Consider the following 17,070-nt stretch of genomic DNA (forward strand, 5'->3'; position numbering starts at 1 on the left):
CTGCCCCCCCTGGCACTACCGGGCCGCCCTTTTTGCAAGCCCATGGAGTTTCGATGAGCCCGATTGCCCCCTTCAAGGGTTATGGCCTGGGCCTCAGGCGCCCACATTACGCCGACTTTCTCTCTGGCGAGGTCGCTGTCGATTTCGTCGAGGTCATTTCCGAGAATTACATGGCCGAAGGCGGCAAACCGCTGCGCGTGCTGGAACAGGTGCGCGCCAGGCACCCGGTGATCCTCCACGGCGTTTCGCTGTCGATCGGCTCGGCGCATGGGCTGGATGCAGAACATCTCGTCCGGCTGCGTGCGCTGGCCGACCGGATCGAGCCGCTATGGGTCTCCGACCATCTGTGCTGGACCCGCACCAGTGCGCATAACAGCCACGACCTCCTGCCGCTGCCGCTGACGCGCGAGGCGCTCGATGTGGTCTGCGACAATATCGACCGCGCGCAATCCGCGCTGGCCCGGCCCATGTTGTTCGAAAACCCGTCGAGCTATCTCACCTTTCCCGAAGACGAGATGCCCGAATGGGAATTCCTGTCGCAGATGGCGCAGCGCACTGGGTGCTACCTGCTGCTCGACGTCAACAATGTCTATGTCAGCGCGCATAATCACGGCTTTGCGGCGCTCGACTATATCGCCGGCCTGCCGCTCGACCGGGTGCGGCAGATCCATCTCGCCGGGCATGAGCCGGGCGCGATCGCAGTCGATACACATGACCGCGAAGTCGGCGCCGGGGTGTGGGGCCTTTATGCCGAAACGCTGGCGCTGACGGGCCCGATCGCGACGATGATCGAGCGCGACGACAAGATCCCCCCGCTGGGTGAACTGCTGCGCGAACTCGACCGGGCGCGCGCCATTGCGGATGACATCGACAGGACGATGGCGGCGTGACCGGTCTGGCGCAGCGGCAGGAAGCCTTCCTTGGCGCAATCCTCGATGACACCGCGCCGCTGCCGCCGGGCTGGGACGCCGAACGCGCGCCGGGCCTCGCGATCTATCGCAACAATTACCGCAGCGCGCTGATCGAGGCACTGCGCACGACCTTCGAACGGACCGAGCGACTGGTGGGCGAGGCTGCCTTTCACCGCGCCGCAGCGCACCACTGCATCGCGCACCCGCCAAGCAGCTGGACGCTCGACCGTGCAGGCGCGGGCTTCCCCGAAACCTGCGCGCAACTGTTCGCCCGTGATCCCGATGTTGCCGAGCTTGCTGCGCTCGAATGGGCGATGCACGAAGCATTCACAATCCGCGATGCGGTGCCGCTGACGCTGGCCGAATTCGCCGATGCCTGTGCCGACTTTGCGGAGGATGTATGGGATAGCCTCCAGCTCGTACTCATGCCCGATATCCGGTGCATTCCTGCCAGTCACGATCTGGTCCGCCTGTGGTCTTCGCTGGAAGCGGATAACACCGAGGCCGATCTCGCCGCGCTCGACTCCCCGCATTGCGCCGTAGTCTGGCGCGCGGGCGAGCGACCGGTGTTCGTCATCCGCCCCGCATGGGAAGGCGAGGCACTGGTGCGATTTCGCACCGGGGCATCGTTCGGCGCGGTCTGCGGGGCCATGATCGACGCGCTCGGCGAGGAAGCCGCAATCACCGAAGCGGGCGCCATGTTGGCCCGCTGGGTCGGCGAGGGGTGGATCGAGCGCCTCGGTCAGTAAGCGAAGCGTTCGCCGACCAGATCCTCGCTCATCGTCCACAGTTGTTCGGCGCTGTCCGGGTCGAGTGCATAGCTGCGCACGCCGCCCATCGGGTCCGCATCGTCCTGGTCGGCGACATGGCAATCCTCGCAATAGAGCCCGCCGCTACCGGCCACCGCGTCGCTGGTCGCCGCCCAGCAGGTGGTAGCGGCGCCCTGCGGAATGGTTTTGAAGCCCTGACCCGGCTGGCCCGATTCCTCGGCCGACTTGCGCATCCGCTCCATCATCCATTCGCGGTCCTGCTCGGTCATGTGGCGTCCGAGGTTGGTCATGATCCCGCCCGGATGCACCGCATAGGCATGGATGCCCTTGTCCGCGAGCCGCTGTTCCAGCCCGACCGAGAACAGAATGTTGGCGGTCTTCGACTGCCCGTAAGCCTTCCATTTGTCGTAATCGCGCTGTTCGTAATTGGGATCGTCGAAATGCATGCGGTCGATATGGTGACCGCGGCTCGATAAATTGACGATGCGCGGGGCCTCGCCCCGTTCGACCAGCGGCATGAGCAAATTGGTCAGCAGGAAATGACCGACATGATTGGTGCCGAACTGCATCTCGAATCCATCGGCGGTGCGGTCCAGCGGGGAAGCCATCACTCCGGCATTGTTGATCAGCAAGTCGATCTTGTCGAAGCGGTTGGCGGCATCCTTGGCCGCAGCGCGCACGCTGTCGAGCGAGGCGAGGTCGCAGACGAGCGTGTCCACCCTCGCGCCGGTTCCCTCGGCGATCTCGTCGGCGGCGGCGGACAGCTTGGTCGCGTCGCGCCCCGCCAGGATGAGATGCGCGCCCTTGGCCGCCATCGCCCGCGCGGTTTCCTGCCCGAGGCCTGAATACCCGCCCGTGACCAGCACGGTACGCCCGCTCAGATCGCGGTCTGCAAGGACCTCGTCGGCCGTGCTTTCGAACCCGAACTCGCTCATACGCTCTCTCCCTTTGCAGACCGAATTAGCACAGAAAAAAGGGCGCGGGATGATTAATCCCACGCCCGTAATTTGCGAGACCGAAAGGTCGGTTGTTTACGCCCCCGGGGGGAGCGGATCGGCCGATTTGGACGCGGCCTTGCGCCCCGGCTTGGGGGCGGAGGCGCCGCCCAGATCGCTGTCCATCTGTTCGAGCTTGCGCGCTGCCCAGTCGCGGCCTCCGAGACCGAAGGCAAGCGCACCCGCCACCGCGACGCCCGCGATCAGGATCGTCAGCGCATTGGCCGGGATCATCCCGCCGATGCCAGTGAACTGCAGGCCCATGAAGACGAACAGGATGATGGTTGCCCAGCGTACGATTGTGCCGGCGGTCGAGCCGCCCGCATCGCCGGCAATGAGCCGCGCGAGGAGGTTGGCGATCAGGAAGCCAAAGGCGATGACCACCGCCCCGAAGATCACCCGTCCGCCCAGTTCGAGCAGTTGGTCGAGGATCACGGTCAGCTCGGGAAAGCCGAGCAGCCGCGTCGCCGCGATCGCGAAGAACAGGATGATCGCCACCTGCGCGACTCGCGCGATGATGCTCGATGCGGTCGTGCCTTCGGTTACCAGCCCGCTTTCGGCCATGGCCCGGTCGACCCCCAGCCCCGGCAAGACTTCCTTGGCGATCTGGACCACGAACTTGCTGATGAGATAGCCGATGCCGAGCAGGACTGCCGCAGCGATGATGTTCGGAATGGCGGCGAAGATCATCCGCAGCATTTCGCTGGCCGGTGCGCTGATCGAATCGATCCCGAGCTGTTCCAGCGCGGCGATCGCCACCGGGATCGCGATCAGGACATAGATAATCGTGCCGATGGTCTTGCTGATGGCGCTGTTGCCGGTGACACCTTCGACCCCGCCGCGATTGGCCCATTTGTCGAAATCGACCGTCTGCAGCATGGTCACGACAAGGTCGCGGACGATCCGCGCCACCATCATGCCGATGAAGAAGATCAGCCCCGCCCACAGCAGGTTGGGGAGGAAAGCGACGACGTTTTCAAGCAGGCTGTCGATCGGGCCGGCTACTCCGCCGAGTTCGAGGATGTTGAGGATGATCAACAGGCCGAACAGCCAGACCAGCAGGCTGACGATCTTGCCGAGCGATTCCCCGAGCGACTGGCCGCTGCCAGTCCCGCGCTTGAAGAAGTCGACCGTGTCGACAAGTTTGGCGAAGGCCCATTTTGCCCCCCGCGCGACAAGCCAGGTGATGATCAGCGCGACGACGGCGAGGAGAATCTTTTCCCCCAGTTCCATCGCCACCTGTTCGTCGAAACGATAGCGGTCGAAAATCATAACCCCGTCCCCCCAAGTGGTTTCCGTAAGGGAATGGCTATCACGCAATCCGTCATTTTCCAAAACGCATTAACGGATGAAGTGGAAAAGCGGTCATGCTACTACTTTTACATGAGAGGATTTTGCACCCGCATCGCCCGCGCGCTTGCCGCGCTTTTCGTCTTTATCGCAGTACCTGCCGCAGCTCAGGATGAACCCGGCTGGGCGATCGCCATTCATGGCGGCGCGGGGACCATCGCGCGCGAGGATATGACGCCGCAGCAGGATGCGGCCTATCGCGCCGCGCTGCAGAACGCCCTCGACGCAGGCGCGCAGGTGCTGCGTGAAGGTGGCAGCGCGATGGATGCGATCCAGGCGGCGATCGAGCCGATGGAGGATGATCCGCTGTTCAACGCCGGGCGCGGCGCGGTGTTCACTTGGGACGGCGATATCGAGCTCGACGCCTCGATCATGGATGGCCGGACCCGCGATGCAGGCGCCGTGGCAGGGGTCACGGGCATCCGCCATCCGATCGCGCTTGCGCGCAAGGTGATGACCGACAGCCCGCATGTCATGCTGGCCGGGGCCGGAGCGGTTCAGTTCGCGGCCGAGCAGGGTCTGGCGACCATGCCCCCCGAATGGTTCGAGACCGAACGTCGCAAGAAGGCGCTCGAGCGGATGAAGGCCGAGCGGCTGTCAGCGCTCGATGTCGATATCAAGTTCGGCACGGTCGGCGCGGTGGCGCTCGACCGGGATGGCAACATGGCTGCGGGCACATCGACCGGCGGGATGACCGGCAAGCGCTGGGGCCGCATCGGCGATGCTCCGATCATCGGCGCGGGCACCTATGCCGACAATCGCGCCTGCGCGGTCTCGGCAACCGGCTGGGGCGAGTTCTTCATCCGCGTCGGCGTGGCGCATGAAATCTGCACTCGGTTACGCCATCGCTTCCGCACCGAAATCGATGCCGCGCAGGCCAGCGTCCCGCTCGATGACGAGGGTTTTCCAACCTATGTCGTTCACGCCAGCGAATTCGGCCTCGACGCCGCACAGGCGCAGGAAGAAATCGACGCGGTCATCGCCGATGTCGGCAGTCTCGGGGGCGATGGCGGGGTAATCGTCGTCACCCGTGACGGGCATCCGCTGTTCAGCATGAACACTTCGGGCATGTACCGCGGACGCGCGACCAGCGACGGGCTGCGCGAAGTGGCGATCTACGGCGACGAGTAGGCGTTCAGCCGCGCGGGCGGGCCTGCGCATAGCTGCCGAGCAGGCGCACGCCATTGGTCTGGAAGGCAAGTTCCTCAAGCGCGGTATCGACCCGGGCATCGCCCGGCGCCCCCTCGATGTCGGCAAAGAACATCGTCGCGGCGAAACTTGCGCCCTTCTGATAGCTTTCGAGCTTGGTCATGTTGACCCCATTGGTCGCGAAGCAGCCCAGCGCCTTGTACAGCGCGGCGGGCGTGTTCTTCACTTCGAAGATGAAGGTCGTCATCGCCTGCGTGTCTGCGAGTGCGGCCGGATCGAGCGCCTCGTTCGCCAGCACCACGAAGCGCGTCGTATTGTCGGGCGCATCCTCGACCTCGCGCTCGACGATCTCGAGCCCGTAGAGGTCGGCGGCGAGTGCGGGAGCGATGGCGGCGATGTCGGTCTTGCCGCTTTCCGCCACGAAGGCCGCCGCGCCCGCGGTATCGGCATGCCCGAGGCCGACGATGCCCCGCTCGCTGAGGAATTTATGCGACTGGCCGAGCGCCTGCGGGTGGCTGTAAGCAGCGTCGAACGGACCCGGCCCCAGCGCCATCAGGCAATGGGTGATGCGCATGAAATGCTCGGCGACCATCGACAACCCGCTTTCGGGCAGCAGGAAATGGATATCCGCCACGCGTCCGTGCTGGCTGTTCTCGATCGGGATCATTGCACATCCGGCCGCGCCGTTTTCGACCGCGGCCAACGCATCTTCGAAGCTGAAGCACGGCAGCGGCAGCGCCTCGGGGGCGAACTGCATTGCCGCCTGGTGCGAATTCGATCCCGGGGCACCGCCAAAGGCGATGGCGCGCAACGGTTCCTGTGCAGCGGCGGTGCGCATCGAATCGACAAGGGCGAGGGCAGGCTTGGCAAACTGGCGCATGGTCTGCGGGCGTTACGGCTGCGTTCGGGTCGCATCAAGCGCTATTGCGGCTTGCGCACTTGCGAAAGGCGGCGGTGCACACTAGAGCGGCGCGCAACCATCTGACCAACCGATTTTCGCCGGGTATTTTACGCAATGGACGATCGTTTCAACACCGCTGCAGGCTGGGTCCTTGGCGCAGGTATCGTGGCCCTGGGCAGCTCCATCGTTTCGGGCATGTATTTCCATGCCGATAGCGCCGAGCACCCCGAAGAGCCGGGCTACTTCATCGAAGGCGCAGCCGAAGAAGGCGGTGCCGATGCGGGCCCCGACCTCGGCACGCTGCTTGCCAGCGCGGATGCCGCGGCGGGCGAGAAGGTCTTTGCCAAGTGTACCGCGTGTCACACGATCGACCAGGGCGGCGGCAACGGCATCGGCCCGAACCTTTACGGTGTGATGGGCAAGCCGATCGGCGGTCACGCCGCGGGCTTCGCCTACAGCTCGGCACTGTCGGGCAAGGGTGGCGATTGGACCTGGGAAGCGATGAACGAATGGCTGACCAGCCCCCGCGCTTTCGCCAATGGCACGAAGATGAGCTTCGCCGGTCTGAGCAAGGCTGAAGACCGTGCCAATGTCATGGAATTCATGTCCACTTATGGCGGTGCGCCAGCCAAGCCTGCACCGGTCGTTGCGGAAGAAGAACCGGCCGACGCACCCGGCGCCGGTGCCGGACCGGTCGAAGGTGCCGAAGCCGGGGCCGCGGAATCGGCCGGTGGCATGGGCGCGGACCAGCCGGTCCCGGCGGGCAATGCCGCCACCAACAATGACGGCGCGACCAAGGTCGACGAATAAGCTATCCCTCTCGGGATAATCGAAAGGGCCTCGCTGCGGCGGGGCCTTTTTCGTTTCAGTCAGCGCCCTTGAAGCCTTGTGCGATGACATACCACTCGCTCGAGTCCTTGCGACTGGCGGGCGGCTTGGCGTGTTTCACCGTACGGAAATGCTGCTTGAGCAGGGCGAGCAGATCGTTGTCGGTCCCGCCCGCGAGAACCTTGGCGAGAAAGGTACCGCCCGGCGCGAGGTTCTCGATCGCAAACCATGCCCCCGCCTCGACCAGTCCCATCGTCCGCAGGTGATCGGTCTGCTTGTGGCCGACCGTATTGGCAGCCATGTCGCTCATCACCAGCTCGGCCTTGCCGCCCAGCGCCTCTTCGAGCACGCGGGGGGCGTCGTCATCCATGAAATCCATCTGGAAGATCGTAACGCCCTCGATCGGCTCGACTTCGAGCAGGTCGATCCCGACGACCAGCGCCTTGGGCTTGAGCTTGCGTACCACCTGGCTCCAGCCGCCCGGCGCAAGGCCGAGGTCGACCACGCGGGTGACGCCTTTGAGCAAATCGTATTTCTCGTTCAGCTCGGTCAGCTTGTACGCCGCGCGGCTGCGATAGCCGTCGGCCTTGGCCTGCTTCACATACGGGTCGTTGAGCTGGCGCTGGAGCCAGCGCGTCGAACTCGCCGTGCGTTTCTTTGCGGTGCGCACGCGAACGTCGCGATCCTTGCCCGATCTAGACATCCTGTTCTCGCATTCTTTGTACTGTCGCGCGGCTGCGTTCGCCCTCGGCATCGGCAGCGATCAGGCTGCGCAGGATCCCTTCGCGGATGCCCCGGTCGGCCACGCCGAGCTGTTCGGCGGGCCAGATGTCTAGGATCGATTCAAGGATCGCACAGCCCGCGATGACCAGATTGGCGCGGTCATCGCCGATACACGGGAGGCACTTGCGTTCAGCGCCGCTCATTAGCGACAGGCGAGTGGAAATATCGCGCATCGATTGCGACGGCACGATCAGACCGTCGACCGCGCGCCGGTCATATTGCGGCAGTTCGAGATGCAGGCTCGCCAGCGTCGTCACGGTGCCGCTGGTGCCGAGCAGGCGGATCGGGTCGCGCGAATGCGTATGTTCGCGGATCCGCTCGGCGAATTCGGCGAAGCTGCGCCCGACGGTCCGCCGCATCTCGCAATAGCGTTCGAGCCGTGTGGTCTCGGTGTCGTCCGATCCCTCGACCGTATCGGTCAGCGAGACCACGCCCCACGGTACGCTCAGCCAGTCGACGATGCGCGGGACGTTCTCGCTCGGTTGCACCAGCACGAGCTCGGTCGAACCGCCGCCGATGTCGAAGATGATCGCCGGGCCGTTGCCCTCTTCGAGCAGGACGTGGCAGCCGAGCACTGCCAGCCGTGCCTCTTCCTGCGCCGAAATGATGTCGAGCATGATTCCGGTTTCGCGGCGTACCCGCTCGATAAAGGCCGGGCCATTACTGGCGCGGCGGCACGCCTCGGTGGCGACCGAACGCGCCAGCCGGACATTGCGCCGGCGCAGCTTCTCCGCACAGACCTGCAGGGCGGCGAGCGTGCGCTCCATCGCTTCGTCGGACAGCTTGCCGCTCGCAGCCAGCCCCTCGCCCAGTCGCACCACGCGGCTGAAGGCATCAATTACGGTGAAATTTTCACCCGACGGGCGGGCGATCAGCAGACGGCAATTGTTGGTCCCGAGATCGAGCGCGGCATAGGCCTGGCGACGCGCGGGAGGGCTGGCTGCGGCAACGTTCGGGCGGGGCGCGAAGGTGCCATCGCGGCGTGACGCATTGCGCCTGTCGCCGTGCTTGCCGTCGGGCCGGGAGGGGCGCTTGTAGCGGAAATCGGCTACCTTGCCGGACTTGCCGCCCCGTTTTGTCCCTGGCCCCCTGGTCGTGTCCGGCGGAGAATGATCCGCCATATCGAGAGCTTTCTTGTTCCTCCCGCGCAAACCAACGTGCACGGGGACTTGGCGGCGATGCTAGCGGTGAAGCGGGGGCGGGGCAAGGGCAGGCAGCGTGCGCGGGGTTGACCTCGCGCCCTGGCAAAACTAGATGCGCGGCCTCTGTTCCGGAGCGGCCCGCGATTCTCGCTCGCCCGGCCAGCTGATGCCCCGTCGTCTAATGGTAAGACAGTGAGGGGCTCAAAAAAATCAGGCACTTACGAATTTAAGTATGCGCGAAATGCGGGGTGTTTTCCCTTAATCGTCGCACCGTACCCTAGCCAAATTTGTTGAGCTCGATTAGCGTTCTTTGCGGCTAGGAGCATAAGGTGGCGCAAGACGGATTCCCCGGTGGGTCAAAGGGACGTGTCAATAAGGCAGGCAACGCTGTCAGAGATGAGGCCGCGACCGAAACCGACTATGATGTGATCGAAACCTGGCGCGCCGCGCATCGTCAGGTACTGAACACCTTTCAAGGCATTTTGCGCAATCGAACCAGAGGGTCTCATATTATTGTCGCGCAGCGGCACAAGCGCCGCACTACGATCTTCGGGAAGCTCGAACGTTTTCCGGGAATGCAGCTTGCTCGAATGGACGATGTCGCGGGATGTAGATTGATCTTCAGAACCGCTGAAGAGTTATATCAGTTCCGGAAAGAGCTTCATGATGCGCGTTTCCGCCATAAACTGAAGAATCAGCCCGACAAATACGACTATATAAAATCACCAAAAGATACGGGCTATCGTGGCGTTCACGACGTCTACTCTTATGACGTCAACTCGGTTAGCGGGAAGCCGCTCAAAGGGCTTTTAATCGAGCTTCAATATCGAACCATCTACCAGCATGCATGGGCCACTGCAGTCGAAGTGGTGGGCGCCATCACGGAAAGCCAACCCAAATTTCAACAAGGCGACGATCGCTACCAAGTCGTACTGGCCTACGCTAGCGAGATAATCGCTCGGACCTTCGAAGATTCCAATTCCTGTTTTCCAGATTTGTCGAACACAGATCTCGTCCAAGTTTTTCTGGAGAAGGATGCGGAAATTGGCCTGATGCACATGTTGCGTGGTCTGAACTCTGCTCACGAGGAGGTAGATGAGAAAAAGAACGTCATCCTGATCTTCGATCCAGAAATTGAGGGTGACGATCGGCTGAGGAATATTACCTCTTTCCGCGATGCCACGGACGCGCTGCGAGAACTTTTTAGGTTGGAAGCCGAACACCCCGAACTTGATATCGTGCTTGTCCGTGCAGACACCTCTGGTGAAGTCCGGATCGCCTTCCAAAACTACTTTTCTGATGCTCGCGAGTTCATAAATCTCGTAGACCACGGTTGTGACCGGCTGAGACAGACATAGTGTGACGGGCTCGCGGGACCCGAAGCTGAGAGAGGTCTATTCCGCTCTCAAGTCCGAAAATGTGCGATCAGAAGACATTCAGCACTAAGCCCTTAAAAAATGAACGGCTGCCTGATTTCCCTGCGACGGGCCCGTGCGACGCATCGTCGCACCGAGCGTCGCACCGAGATTCCCCAAGTAGGGCCTTGACCCGCCGAAAACCGCCGTTTAAGCGCGCGCCTCCGTTGCCCCGTCGTCTAATGGTAAGACTGCGGACTCTGACTCCGTCAATTGAGGTTCGAATCCTCACGGGGCATCCACTGCTTTTCCTCGCGACGCTTATGTTCTGCGTGCCACGTTCGAACGGCCCACGATATGAGCGATCGATCAGGTCACCTCCGGCTGCCCTGTTAGCTGTCGTTCGCTAGGCCGATCCGATAGGGTCCGGACCGCGCCGACAGCGGCCTGCCTTTCCAACTCAGTCCGACGATTTGCTGGTCGAACAAACGATCGACCGCTGCATGGACAAGCGGCATTGCCAGACGCCACTGGTCCTTGTGATCGGCGATCTTGCGTGCCGCTTCGCTGGGGCAGATCGTTGCTCCCGCCTCGCGTTCGGCAAGTAATGTCAGCACTGCCGCGTTTGCGGCATCGGCCCTCACTTGCGTTTCCGGCCGGAGGTCATGGGGTCGGGCTTCGGCGGCGGCTTCCAGTCTGGCGGAGGGAGCGGGCGCTGCCGGCTCGAGCCGAGCCCCATGGCGCCCGAACGCTGGCGCACCAAACCCGACGTGTCGGCCTGCGCGGCGTCTGCAGCATCTGCTCCGCCTCGGATGAGGTTGATGCGGTCGCGAATTCGCCGGGCCTCCTCGAAATCGAGAGCGCTCGCCGCAGCTTCCATATCGCGCTGGAGATCATCAATGGTCTTGTCCATCACCATGCAACGCACGGATGGGATTTCTGGCACCACCGTACGGTTCCACCGGTAGAAAGCGGACCACGCCTCGCCGATCATCAACTTCTGGTAGCGCGCGAGGACTTCAAGACCGGATAACTCGGCGGCTTCCATTCGCCCTTTTGCTGGCAAAAGCATGCGGGCAACTCGGCCATCACAAAATGGTCCAAGTCCCTAGTTCGCCTTAGACGAAACTGTCAGCCGCGATCGCGCCTCTTTGGCGATGATAGCGGATATCTCGCCATAGAGTTCGGCGAAGGCGGCGGTCTGACGCCACGCGGCACCCACACTGCGATACTCCTGCCAGCCAGCCGGCTCCGCGATCCGCACGACATCGAGTCCGCCAGCATCCGAGCGGATGTACAGCTCCGGCAATATCGCGAGCCCCACCCCCGAACCGACCATCTGCTGTACCGCGTCGAGGCTGGTGCCTTCGTAATCGGCCATCACCGTGCTGCCGAGAGCGGTGCAAATCTCCAAGAGCTGGCGGTGATAATGGTGGCGATGGTCAAGCGTCAGGAAGGTTCGTCCGACAAAGTCGCCGGTCTGGAGCCGGGCGCGTTCATCCAGGCGATCGTCGGGTGGAACGACGATGCGGAGTGGTTCGCGGAACAGGGGTTCGACATGCAGGCCATGCCCCGCGACCGGCAAGGGTGAGAGCACCATGTCGAGCTCGCCTGCCGCCAGTTCGCCGTGCTGGATATCGGGGATGCCCTCACGGATGAACAGCCGCAAATCGGGATAGCGCCGGTGCAACGTCTTGATCACGCTGGGCATTAGATAGGGCCCGATGGTGGGCGTAACGCCGAAGCGGATCGAACCGATGAACCGCTCCGCAGCGCGATCCGCAGCATCCTCGAACCCGCGTTGCGCGTTTAGCACACTGCGCGCGGGTCCCAAGAGGTCGCGGCCCGCCGGAGTCAGTTGCATGCCCTTGGGCACCCGCTCGAACATTTGCAGACCCAGGCGGGTTTCGAGCGTGCGCAATTGCTGGCTCAGCGCGGGCTGCGTCAGCCCCAGCGCGACCGCTGCCTCGCCCATGTTGCGGGTTTCGGCGAGCTTGGCGAAGATTGCGATCTGCCTGAGGGTGACCATTGCGCCCCATTAGCATTGCTTATCGCTTTACCGCAATGTTTCGAATTGGATTATCGCCTGTGCGATCCTCATACCTTGTCCGGACACAAACGAAGGAAAGTGCGATGACCAGCTCGCCCGACGAAAAGATCATGAAGCCCTATCTGCGGAAGCTCCTGCGCGAGCATCGCGCGCTGAACCGCCTGATCGACACCACCAAGGCGCTGGGCGCCAGCGAAGACATCAAGGCGATGAAGCGCCTCCGCTTGCGACTGAAGGACAAGATCGTCGCGCTCCAGCGCCACTATTACGGGCGCAGCCTCGCGGGCTGACCCGCAGGCGGCGGCCAGGCTCCCTCCCCTCTCCCCAAGACCAGGGGCCAGTCGCCGCCATCCGCCATCTGCAAAGGAATAGCAGTCATGAGCCCGATCGGCCCTGCCGAGCGCCTGCGCGCCTTCATTGCCAGCGAAAGCGCTGGCGCCATCATCCTGATCGCGGCCGCCGCGCTGGCGCTGGCGATCGCCAATTCCCCGCTGCTGCCCGATTACCAGAAACTGCTGGCGACGCCGGTTGCGTTCAGCGCGGGCAGCCTCGTCACGATCGACAAGCCCTTGCTGCTGTGGATCAACGACGGGCTGATGGCGCTGTTCTTCTTCCTCATCGGGCTCGAAGTGAAGCGCGAGATCGTGACCGGCCAGCTCCGCAGCTGGAAGCAGGCTTCGCTGCCCATCATCGCTGCAGTCGGCGGCATGGCGATCCCCGCGATCATCTTCGTCGCGCCCAATTTCGGCTCGCCGGAGAACCTGCGCGGCTGGGCGATTCCCGCCGCCACCGACATCGCCTTTGCGCTGGGCCTGCTGGCCCTGCTCGGTTCGCGCGTTCCCGTCGCGCTCAAAGCCCTGCTGCTCGCCATCGCGATCATCGACGATGTCGGTGCGATCGCGATCATCGCCATCTTCTACACCGAGAACATGAACCTCGCCGCGCTGGCGTTGGCGCTGGTTCCCGCCGCTGCCATGCTGCTGCTGAACCGTGCGGGCGTCGCACGGACAATACCCTACTTCCTGTTTGCGGCCCTGCTGTGGATTTGCGTGCTCAAGTCCGGCGTCCATGCGACGCTGGCAGGCGTGGTGACCGCGCTGTTCGTGCCTATCGCAACGGGCGAGGAGCGCCCGCTCGAACGGCTCGAACATGCACTTCACCCGTGGGTCGCCTTCCTCATCCTGCCGGTCTTCGCCTTTGCCAATGCCGGCGTTTCCTTTGCCGGTGCGGGGCTCGACGCGCTGCTCGCGCCGCTGTCGCTGGGCATTGCGGCGGGGCTCGTCATCGGCAAGCAGCTGGGCATTTTCGGTGCCTGCTGGCTGTCGATCAGAGCCGGCTGGGCGAAGCTGCCCGAAGGCGTCGGCTTCCATCATATCTACGGCCTCTCGTGTCTTGCCGGGATCAGCTTCACCATGAGCCTGTTCATCGGCAACCTCGCCTTCGCCGATCCGCAGCAGATCGCGGCGGTCAAGTTCGGGGTGCTCGGCGGATCGCTGGTCTCGGCGATCGCGGGTATCGTGGCACTGCGCTTCGCTACCCCGCACCAACCGGCGCAGGTGGCCGCATGACGACCGCGCTGCTGCTTGTCGCGGCGGGTCTCGTTGCGCTGGTCCTCGGCGGCGACCTGCTCGTGCGCGGCGCAGTGGCGCTGGCCGAGAAGGCCGGGGTCAGCGCCCTCGTAATCGGGGTCGTCATCGTCGGTCTCGGCACATCCACGCCCGAGCTGGTGACCAGCATCGAAGCCGCACTGGCCGGCGCCCCGGCGATCGCCTGGGGAAATATCGCCGGTTCGAATATCGCCAACAGCCTGCTGATCCTCGGCACGGCCGCGCTGGTCACCCCGATAGCGATCGCCTCGCCCAATCGCTGGCGGGATCCGCTTGTCGCCGTGGGGGCCAGCGCGATCATGCTGGTCCTCGTGGCGAGCGGTGCGGGATCGGCACCGGTAGGCCTCGCGCTGCTTGCCTGCCTCGCGGGCTACATCGCCTATTGCTACCGCGAAGAACGCCTCGCGCAGCCGGCCAGCGTGCACAATGCGCCATTCGACCGGGCGCAGGCCCTCGAACTCACCGACACGCATCTGCACGACCTGCGCAATGGCTGGACCAAACCCATCCTGCTGATTCTGTTTGGCCTTGCGGTCCTGATAGGCGGCGGGCGTATGCTGGTTATCGGGGCGATCGACCTTGCCCGGATGGCGGGGCTGACCGAGGCGCTGATCGGCCTCACGATCGTGGCGATCGGCACTTCGCTGCCCGAACTTGTCACCTCGGTGATCGCCGCGCGGAAGGGCGAGACCGAAGTCGCTTTCGGCAATGTCGTGGGATCGAATATCTACAATTTGCTGGGTATCGGCGGAGCGACCATGCTGTTCGCACCCGGCGCGATCCCCGCCGACCTGCTTCCCGTCGACCTCGGCGTGGTGCTCGCCAGCGCCGTGATCATCCTCGGCTTCACGCTACTGCGCGGCATTTCGCGCATCCCCGCGCTGGCTCTGCTGGCCGGTTACGCGGCCTATCTCGCCCACCTCGTTTCTAATGCATGACTTCAAGGAGCTTACGATGATGTCACGACGCAATGTTCTCGCCGGTGCGGCTTCCGCCGGGGGTGCCATGGCCGCCGGAGTCGGCACGGCCGCGGCGCAGGCTCCCGCACGGCTCGTCCCTGTGGTCGACGGCAAGACCGCTCTGTCGCCCGACGAAGCGCTCGACCTCCTGATCGAGGGCAATCGCAACTTTCTCAACGACGTCCCCACCTCTGCACCGGTGGGACGCAAGCGCCGGCTCGAGATCGCGCAGGGCCAGGCCCCGTTTGCTGCCTATGTCACCTGTTCAGACAGCCGCGTTTCGCCCGAGATCCTCTTCGGTCGCGGCCTGGGCGAGCTGTTCATCATCCGCAATGCGGGCAACACGGTCGACACCGTCGCGCTGGGATCGATCGAATATGCCGTTGCCGAACTGGGCGTGCCGCTGATCGTGGTCATGGGGCATGAATCCTGCGGCGCGGTGAAAGCGGCCAAGGCCGTGGTCGACGACAATGCTACCTTCCCCGGCAGCATCGGCCGCATGATCGAACCGATCATCCCAGCCGTGCTCGAAGCTCGCGGCCGCGAAGGCGATATGCTCGACCATGCGATCCGCAACAATGTGTCGCGCGTGGTGCACCGCTTGCGCACCACCACCGACCCGCTGCTGCTCGATCCCCAAAAGACCGGCAAGCTGAAGGTCGTCGGGGCCCATTACAATCTTGGGACCGGAGCGGTCGACTTCTTCGATCGCTAGATAGCCTCAACGACGGTGGTCCGATCCTGCAGCACCACCCTTCGGGATCGTGGTTTTGCACGGTATCACACTGCCGAACTGAACTGCCTCGTTGAGGGCTGACGATAGACGTCGAACGCCGCGGCGATCGTTCGTGCATAGGGCAGCCCCTCCGTACAGATGGTAAGCCATTGCCCGTCGGTGGATGCCAACCCTCGTTCGAGAAACGGGCGGAGCGTCTCGTTCGCTTCCCGCATGAGGCATGCCCCAAGCTGCGCGCGGCCCTGGCACAGCAGACGTTCGATCACCGCAGCGCGGTACCGGTCGTCGGGCTTGCGGACGATGCCGCGCTCGGCCGCGAGGTGTCCCTGCGAACTCAGCATGCGATAGCGGCCGCTGTTTTTTTCGTTCTGCGCGAGCAGTTGCGGAAAGCTGCTGATCGCCGAGGCGCCCAACCCGAGTAGGATGTCGCTGGGATCGTCGGTGAAACCCTGGAAGTTGCGCCGCAAAGTCCCATCGAGTGCCGCACGGGCGAGCGGGTCTCCGTCCGGCTTGGAAAAATGGTCGAAGCCGATCGGCGTGTAGCCATGCGTGGCGAAATACGCGTATCCCATTTCGGCCATTGCAAAGCGTTCGCGCTGGCCTGGCAGGTTGCTGCCATCGATCACCCGCTGCCGTGGCACGATATGCGGCACGTGGGCATAGCCGAACAGCGCGACCCGGTCGGCGCCGAGAGCGCGAGTGCGCTGCAAACTGTCTTCGAGATCATGCATAGACTGGCCCGGCAGGCCGTACATCAGGTCGAAGTTGAGCGACGTCACGCCCGCCCCGCGCAGCCAGTCGACGGTCTGCACAATGCAGTCCTCGGATTGCACGCGCCCGATCGCCTCCTGGCACTGGGCCGCGAAGGTCTGGACCCCCAGGCTGGCGCGTTCGATGCCGACCTGCCCGATCATCTCGGCCCATTCCCGCGTCATCGTTCGCGGATCGAGTTCGATCGAGAAGGTTGGATCGGACACGGGCAGCTTCGCAAACAGACTATCGATCAAGCGCCCGAAGTCGCTCGGCTCAATTGCGTTGGGGCTACCCCCGCCGAAAGCGATCCGCGCGATCCGCGCCGATTTCGGCAGGAGCGAGCCGACCAGTTCGATCTCGCGGTGCAGCGCCGCAAGATACGTCTCGAGCCGCTGACGGCGGCCCGATGCAGCGGTGTTGCATCCGCAATAGAAGCAGATCTTCTCGCAGAACGGGACATGGATGTAGAGTGAGATGTCGCCTTTGACCTCCCCCAGCGCTCGCCTATACAGGCCGGCGTCGATGGCGCCGAATTCGGCCGCGGTGGGATAGCTCGTGTAACGGGGCACGGGCCTGGCAAGCAGATCGGGGTAGTATGTCCACATGCGGGCCTACTTGAAGCTGCCCACGATGCGCGTCATTGCGCCAGATCAAATCTCTTGCGGCATGATCCCGCATGACATGCCTTTACGGTACAGGGTTCCTCGTGTGCCGGCTTACGATCAATGGGGATTTCCACCGATCCCCCGTTGCACAGCTTAGCCGTGATGGTTCGCACGGG

Annotated in this window: 18 protein-coding genes and 1 tRNA gene; 10 read left to right on the plus strand and 9 right to left on the minus strand. The window is 63.8% G+C overall.

From position 1 onward, the window contains the following. Positions 1-53: 53 nt before the first annotated feature. Together N6L26_RS12530 and N6L26_RS12535 are read left to right on the plus strand one after the other, a co-directional pair. On the plus strand, positions 54-890 hold the full coding sequence (locus tag N6L26_RS12530) for a DUF692 domain-containing protein (RefSeq protein ID WP_263605887.1): 837 nt from the start codon (positions 54-56) through the stop codon (positions 888-890). Then, positions 887-1,660: a DNA-binding domain-containing protein gene (locus tag N6L26_RS12535; protein WP_263605888.1), complete on the plus strand. Its 774-nt coding sequence runs from the start codon at positions 887-889 to the stop codon at positions 1,658-1,660. The genes N6L26_RS12530 and N6L26_RS12535 overlap by 4 nt, the downstream gene beginning before the upstream one ends. Here N6L26_RS12535 and N6L26_RS12540 read toward each other — a convergent pair. Both N6L26_RS12540 and N6L26_RS12545 read right to left on the minus strand, forming a co-directional pair. Beyond that, positions 1,654-2,616: an SDR family NAD(P)-dependent oxidoreductase gene (locus N6L26_RS12540; protein ID WP_263605889.1), complete on the minus strand. Its 963-nt coding sequence runs from the start codon at positions 2,614-2,616 to the stop codon at positions 1,654-1,656. The two genes, N6L26_RS12535 and N6L26_RS12540, sit on opposite strands and share 7 nt — an antisense overlap. A 96-nt stretch (positions 2,617-2,712) precedes the next feature. Beyond that, complete coding sequence (locus tag N6L26_RS12545; RefSeq protein WP_263605890.1) at positions 2,713-3,948, minus strand: mechanosensitive ion channel; 1,236 nt, start codon at positions 3,946-3,948, stop codon at positions 2,713-2,715. Between the two features lie 111 nt (positions 3,949-4,059). Between N6L26_RS12545 and N6L26_RS12550 the strand changes: the two genes are divergently transcribed. Continuing rightward, complete coding sequence (locus tag N6L26_RS12550) at positions 4,060-5,157, plus strand: isoaspartyl peptidase/L-asparaginase family protein (RefSeq protein WP_263605891.1); 1,098 nt, start codon at positions 4,060-4,062, stop codon at positions 5,155-5,157. Between the two features lie 4 nt (positions 5,158-5,161). Here the strand turns inward: N6L26_RS12550 and N6L26_RS12555 are convergent, their stop codons facing one another. Further along, entirely contained in the window at positions 5,162-6,055 is an 894-nt protein-coding gene (locus N6L26_RS12555; protein ID WP_263605892.1) for a prephenate dehydratase, read from the minus strand. A gap of 135 nt (positions 6,056-6,190) precedes the next feature. Here N6L26_RS12555 and N6L26_RS12560 point away from each other — a divergent pair, with 135 nt between their 5' ends. Next, complete coding sequence (locus N6L26_RS12560) at positions 6,191-6,886, plus strand: c-type cytochrome (protein WP_263605893.1); 696 nt, start codon at positions 6,191-6,193, stop codon at positions 6,884-6,886. Positions 6,887-6,941: 55 nt separating this feature from the next. Here N6L26_RS12560 and N6L26_RS12565 read toward each other — a convergent pair whose 3' ends face one another. Beyond that, complete coding sequence (locus tag N6L26_RS12565; RefSeq protein ID WP_263605894.1) at positions 6,942-7,607, minus strand: RlmE family RNA methyltransferase; 666 nt, start codon at positions 7,605-7,607, stop codon at positions 6,942-6,944. Then, entirely contained in the window at positions 7,600-8,808 is a 1,209-nt protein-coding gene (locus tag N6L26_RS12570; protein ID WP_263605895.1) for a Ppx/GppA phosphatase family protein, read from the minus strand. The genes N6L26_RS12565 and N6L26_RS12570 overlap by 8 nt, the downstream gene beginning before the upstream one ends. A gap of 350 nt (positions 8,809-9,158) precedes the next feature. Between N6L26_RS12570 and N6L26_RS12575 the strand changes: the two genes are divergently transcribed. Both N6L26_RS12575 and N6L26_RS12580 read left to right on the plus strand, forming a co-directional pair. Next, on the plus strand, positions 9,159-10,187 hold the full coding sequence (locus tag N6L26_RS12575) for a RelA/SpoT domain-containing protein (RefSeq protein WP_263605896.1): 1,029 nt from the start codon (positions 9,159-9,161) through the stop codon (positions 10,185-10,187). A 225-nt stretch (positions 10,188-10,412) separates the two neighbouring features. Next, positions 10,413-10,486 (plus strand) — tRNA-Gln (locus tag N6L26_RS12580). A gap of 90 nt (positions 10,487-10,576) precedes the next feature. Here the strand turns inward: N6L26_RS12580 and N6L26_RS12585 are convergent. The 3 genes from N6L26_RS12585 to N6L26_RS12595 form a co-directional block, all read right to left on the minus strand. Continuing rightward, a complete protein-coding gene (locus N6L26_RS12585; RefSeq protein ID WP_263605897.1) occupies positions 10,577-10,828 on the minus strand; it encodes a DUF3253 domain-containing protein in 252 nt (83 codons plus the stop codon). Next, entirely contained in the window at positions 10,825-11,097 is a 273-nt protein-coding gene (locus N6L26_RS12590) for a UvrB/UvrC motif-containing protein (protein WP_263607312.1), read from the minus strand. The genes N6L26_RS12585 and N6L26_RS12590 overlap by 4 nt, the downstream gene beginning before the upstream one ends. Positions 11,098-11,292: 195 nt before the next feature. Next, positions 11,293-12,213: a hydrogen peroxide-inducible genes activator gene (locus N6L26_RS12595; RefSeq protein ID WP_263605898.1), complete on the minus strand. Its 921-nt coding sequence runs from the start codon at positions 12,211-12,213 to the stop codon at positions 11,293-11,295. A gap of 104 nt (positions 12,214-12,317) precedes the next feature. Between N6L26_RS12595 and N6L26_RS12600 the strand changes: the two genes are divergently transcribed. The 4 genes from N6L26_RS12600 (at position 12,318) to N6L26_RS12615 (ending at position 15,515) form a co-directional block, all read left to right on the plus strand. After that, on the plus strand, positions 12,318-12,524 hold the full coding sequence (locus N6L26_RS12600; protein ID WP_263605899.1) for a YdcH family protein: 207 nt from the start codon (positions 12,318-12,320) through the stop codon (positions 12,522-12,524). An 87-nt stretch (positions 12,525-12,611) separates the two neighbouring features. Beyond that, positions 12,612-13,802, plus strand: coding sequence for a Na+/H+ antiporter NhaA (gene nhaA, locus N6L26_RS12605; RefSeq protein WP_263605900.1), 1,191 nt, complete (start codon positions 12,612-12,614; stop codon positions 13,800-13,802). Further along, positions 13,799-14,779, plus strand: a complete 981-nt coding sequence (locus tag N6L26_RS12610) for a calcium/sodium antiporter (protein ID WP_263605901.1) — start codon at positions 13,799-13,801, stop codon at positions 14,777-14,779. Before nhaA ends, N6L26_RS12610 begins: the two co-directional genes overlap by 4 nt. Before the next feature lie 16 nt (positions 14,780-14,795). Then, positions 14,796-15,515, plus strand: coding sequence for a carbonic anhydrase (locus N6L26_RS12615; RefSeq protein ID WP_263605902.1), 720 nt, complete (start codon positions 14,796-14,798; stop codon positions 15,513-15,515). A 65-nt stretch (positions 15,516-15,580) separates the two neighbouring features. Here the strand turns inward: N6L26_RS12615 and hemN are convergent, their stop codons facing one another. Further along, positions 15,581-16,894 carry an oxygen-independent coproporphyrinogen III oxidase gene (hemN, locus tag N6L26_RS12620; protein WP_263605903.1) on the minus strand — a complete coding sequence of 438 codons (1,314 nt, stop codon included), beginning with the start codon at positions 16,892-16,894 and terminating at the stop codon, positions 15,581-15,583. Positions 16,895-17,070 lie beyond the last annotated feature (176 nt).

The sequence above is a fragment of the Qipengyuania sp. SS22 genome (assembly GCF_025736935.1).
In the GTDB taxonomy this organism is placed as follows: Bacteria; Pseudomonadota; Alphaproteobacteria; order Sphingomonadales; family Sphingomonadaceae; genus Qipengyuania.

Coding starts and splice junctions, on each gene's coding strand:
- N6L26_RS12530 (WP_263605887.1), top strand. CDS start 54: ATGAGCCCGATTGCCCCCTTCAAGGGTTATGGCCTGGGCCTCAGGCGC.
- N6L26_RS12540 (WP_263605889.1), bottom strand. CDS start 2,616: ATGAGCGAGTTCGGGTTCGAAAGCACGGCCGACGAGGTCCTTGCAGAC.
- N6L26_RS12545 (WP_263605890.1), bottom strand. CDS start 3,948: ATGATTTTCGACCGCTATCGTTTCGACGAACAGGTGGCGATGGAACTG.
- N6L26_RS12550 (WP_263605891.1), top strand. CDS start 4,060: ATGAGAGGATTTTGCACCCGCATCGCCCGCGCGCTTGCCGCGCTTTTC.
- N6L26_RS12555 (WP_263605892.1), bottom strand. CDS start 6,055: ATGCGCCAGTTTGCCAAGCCTGCCCTCGCCCTTGTCGATTCGATGCGC.
- N6L26_RS12560 (WP_263605893.1), top strand. CDS start 6,191: ATGGACGATCGTTTCAACACCGCTGCAGGCTGGGTCCTTGGCGCAGGT.
- N6L26_RS12565 (WP_263605894.1), bottom strand. CDS start 7,607: ATGTCTAGATCGGGCAAGGATCGCGACGTTCGCGTGCGCACCGCAAAG.
- N6L26_RS12570 (WP_263605895.1), bottom strand. CDS start 8,808: ATGGCGGATCATTCTCCGCCGGACACGACCAGGGGGCCAGGGACAAAA.
- N6L26_RS12590 (WP_263607312.1), bottom strand. CDS start 11,097: ATGGACAAGACCATTGATGATCTCCAGCGCGATATGGAAGCTGCGGCG.
- N6L26_RS12595 (WP_263605898.1), bottom strand. CDS start 12,213: ATGGTCACCCTCAGGCAGATCGCAATCTTCGCCAAGCTCGCCGAAACC.
- N6L26_RS12600 (WP_263605899.1), top strand. CDS start 12,318: ATGACCAGCTCGCCCGACGAAAAGATCATGAAGCCCTATCTGCGGAAG.
- nhaA (WP_263605900.1), top strand. CDS start 12,612: ATGAGCCCGATCGGCCCTGCCGAGCGCCTGCGCGCCTTCATTGCCAGC.
- N6L26_RS12610 (WP_263605901.1), top strand. CDS start 13,799: ATGACGACCGCGCTGCTGCTTGTCGCGGCGGGTCTCGTTGCGCTGGTC.
- N6L26_RS12615 (WP_263605902.1), top strand. CDS start 14,796: ATGATGTCACGACGCAATGTTCTCGCCGGTGCGGCTTCCGCCGGGGGT.
- hemN (WP_263605903.1), bottom strand. CDS start 16,894: ATGTGGACATACTACCCCGATCTGCTTGCCAGGCCCGTGCCCCGTTAC.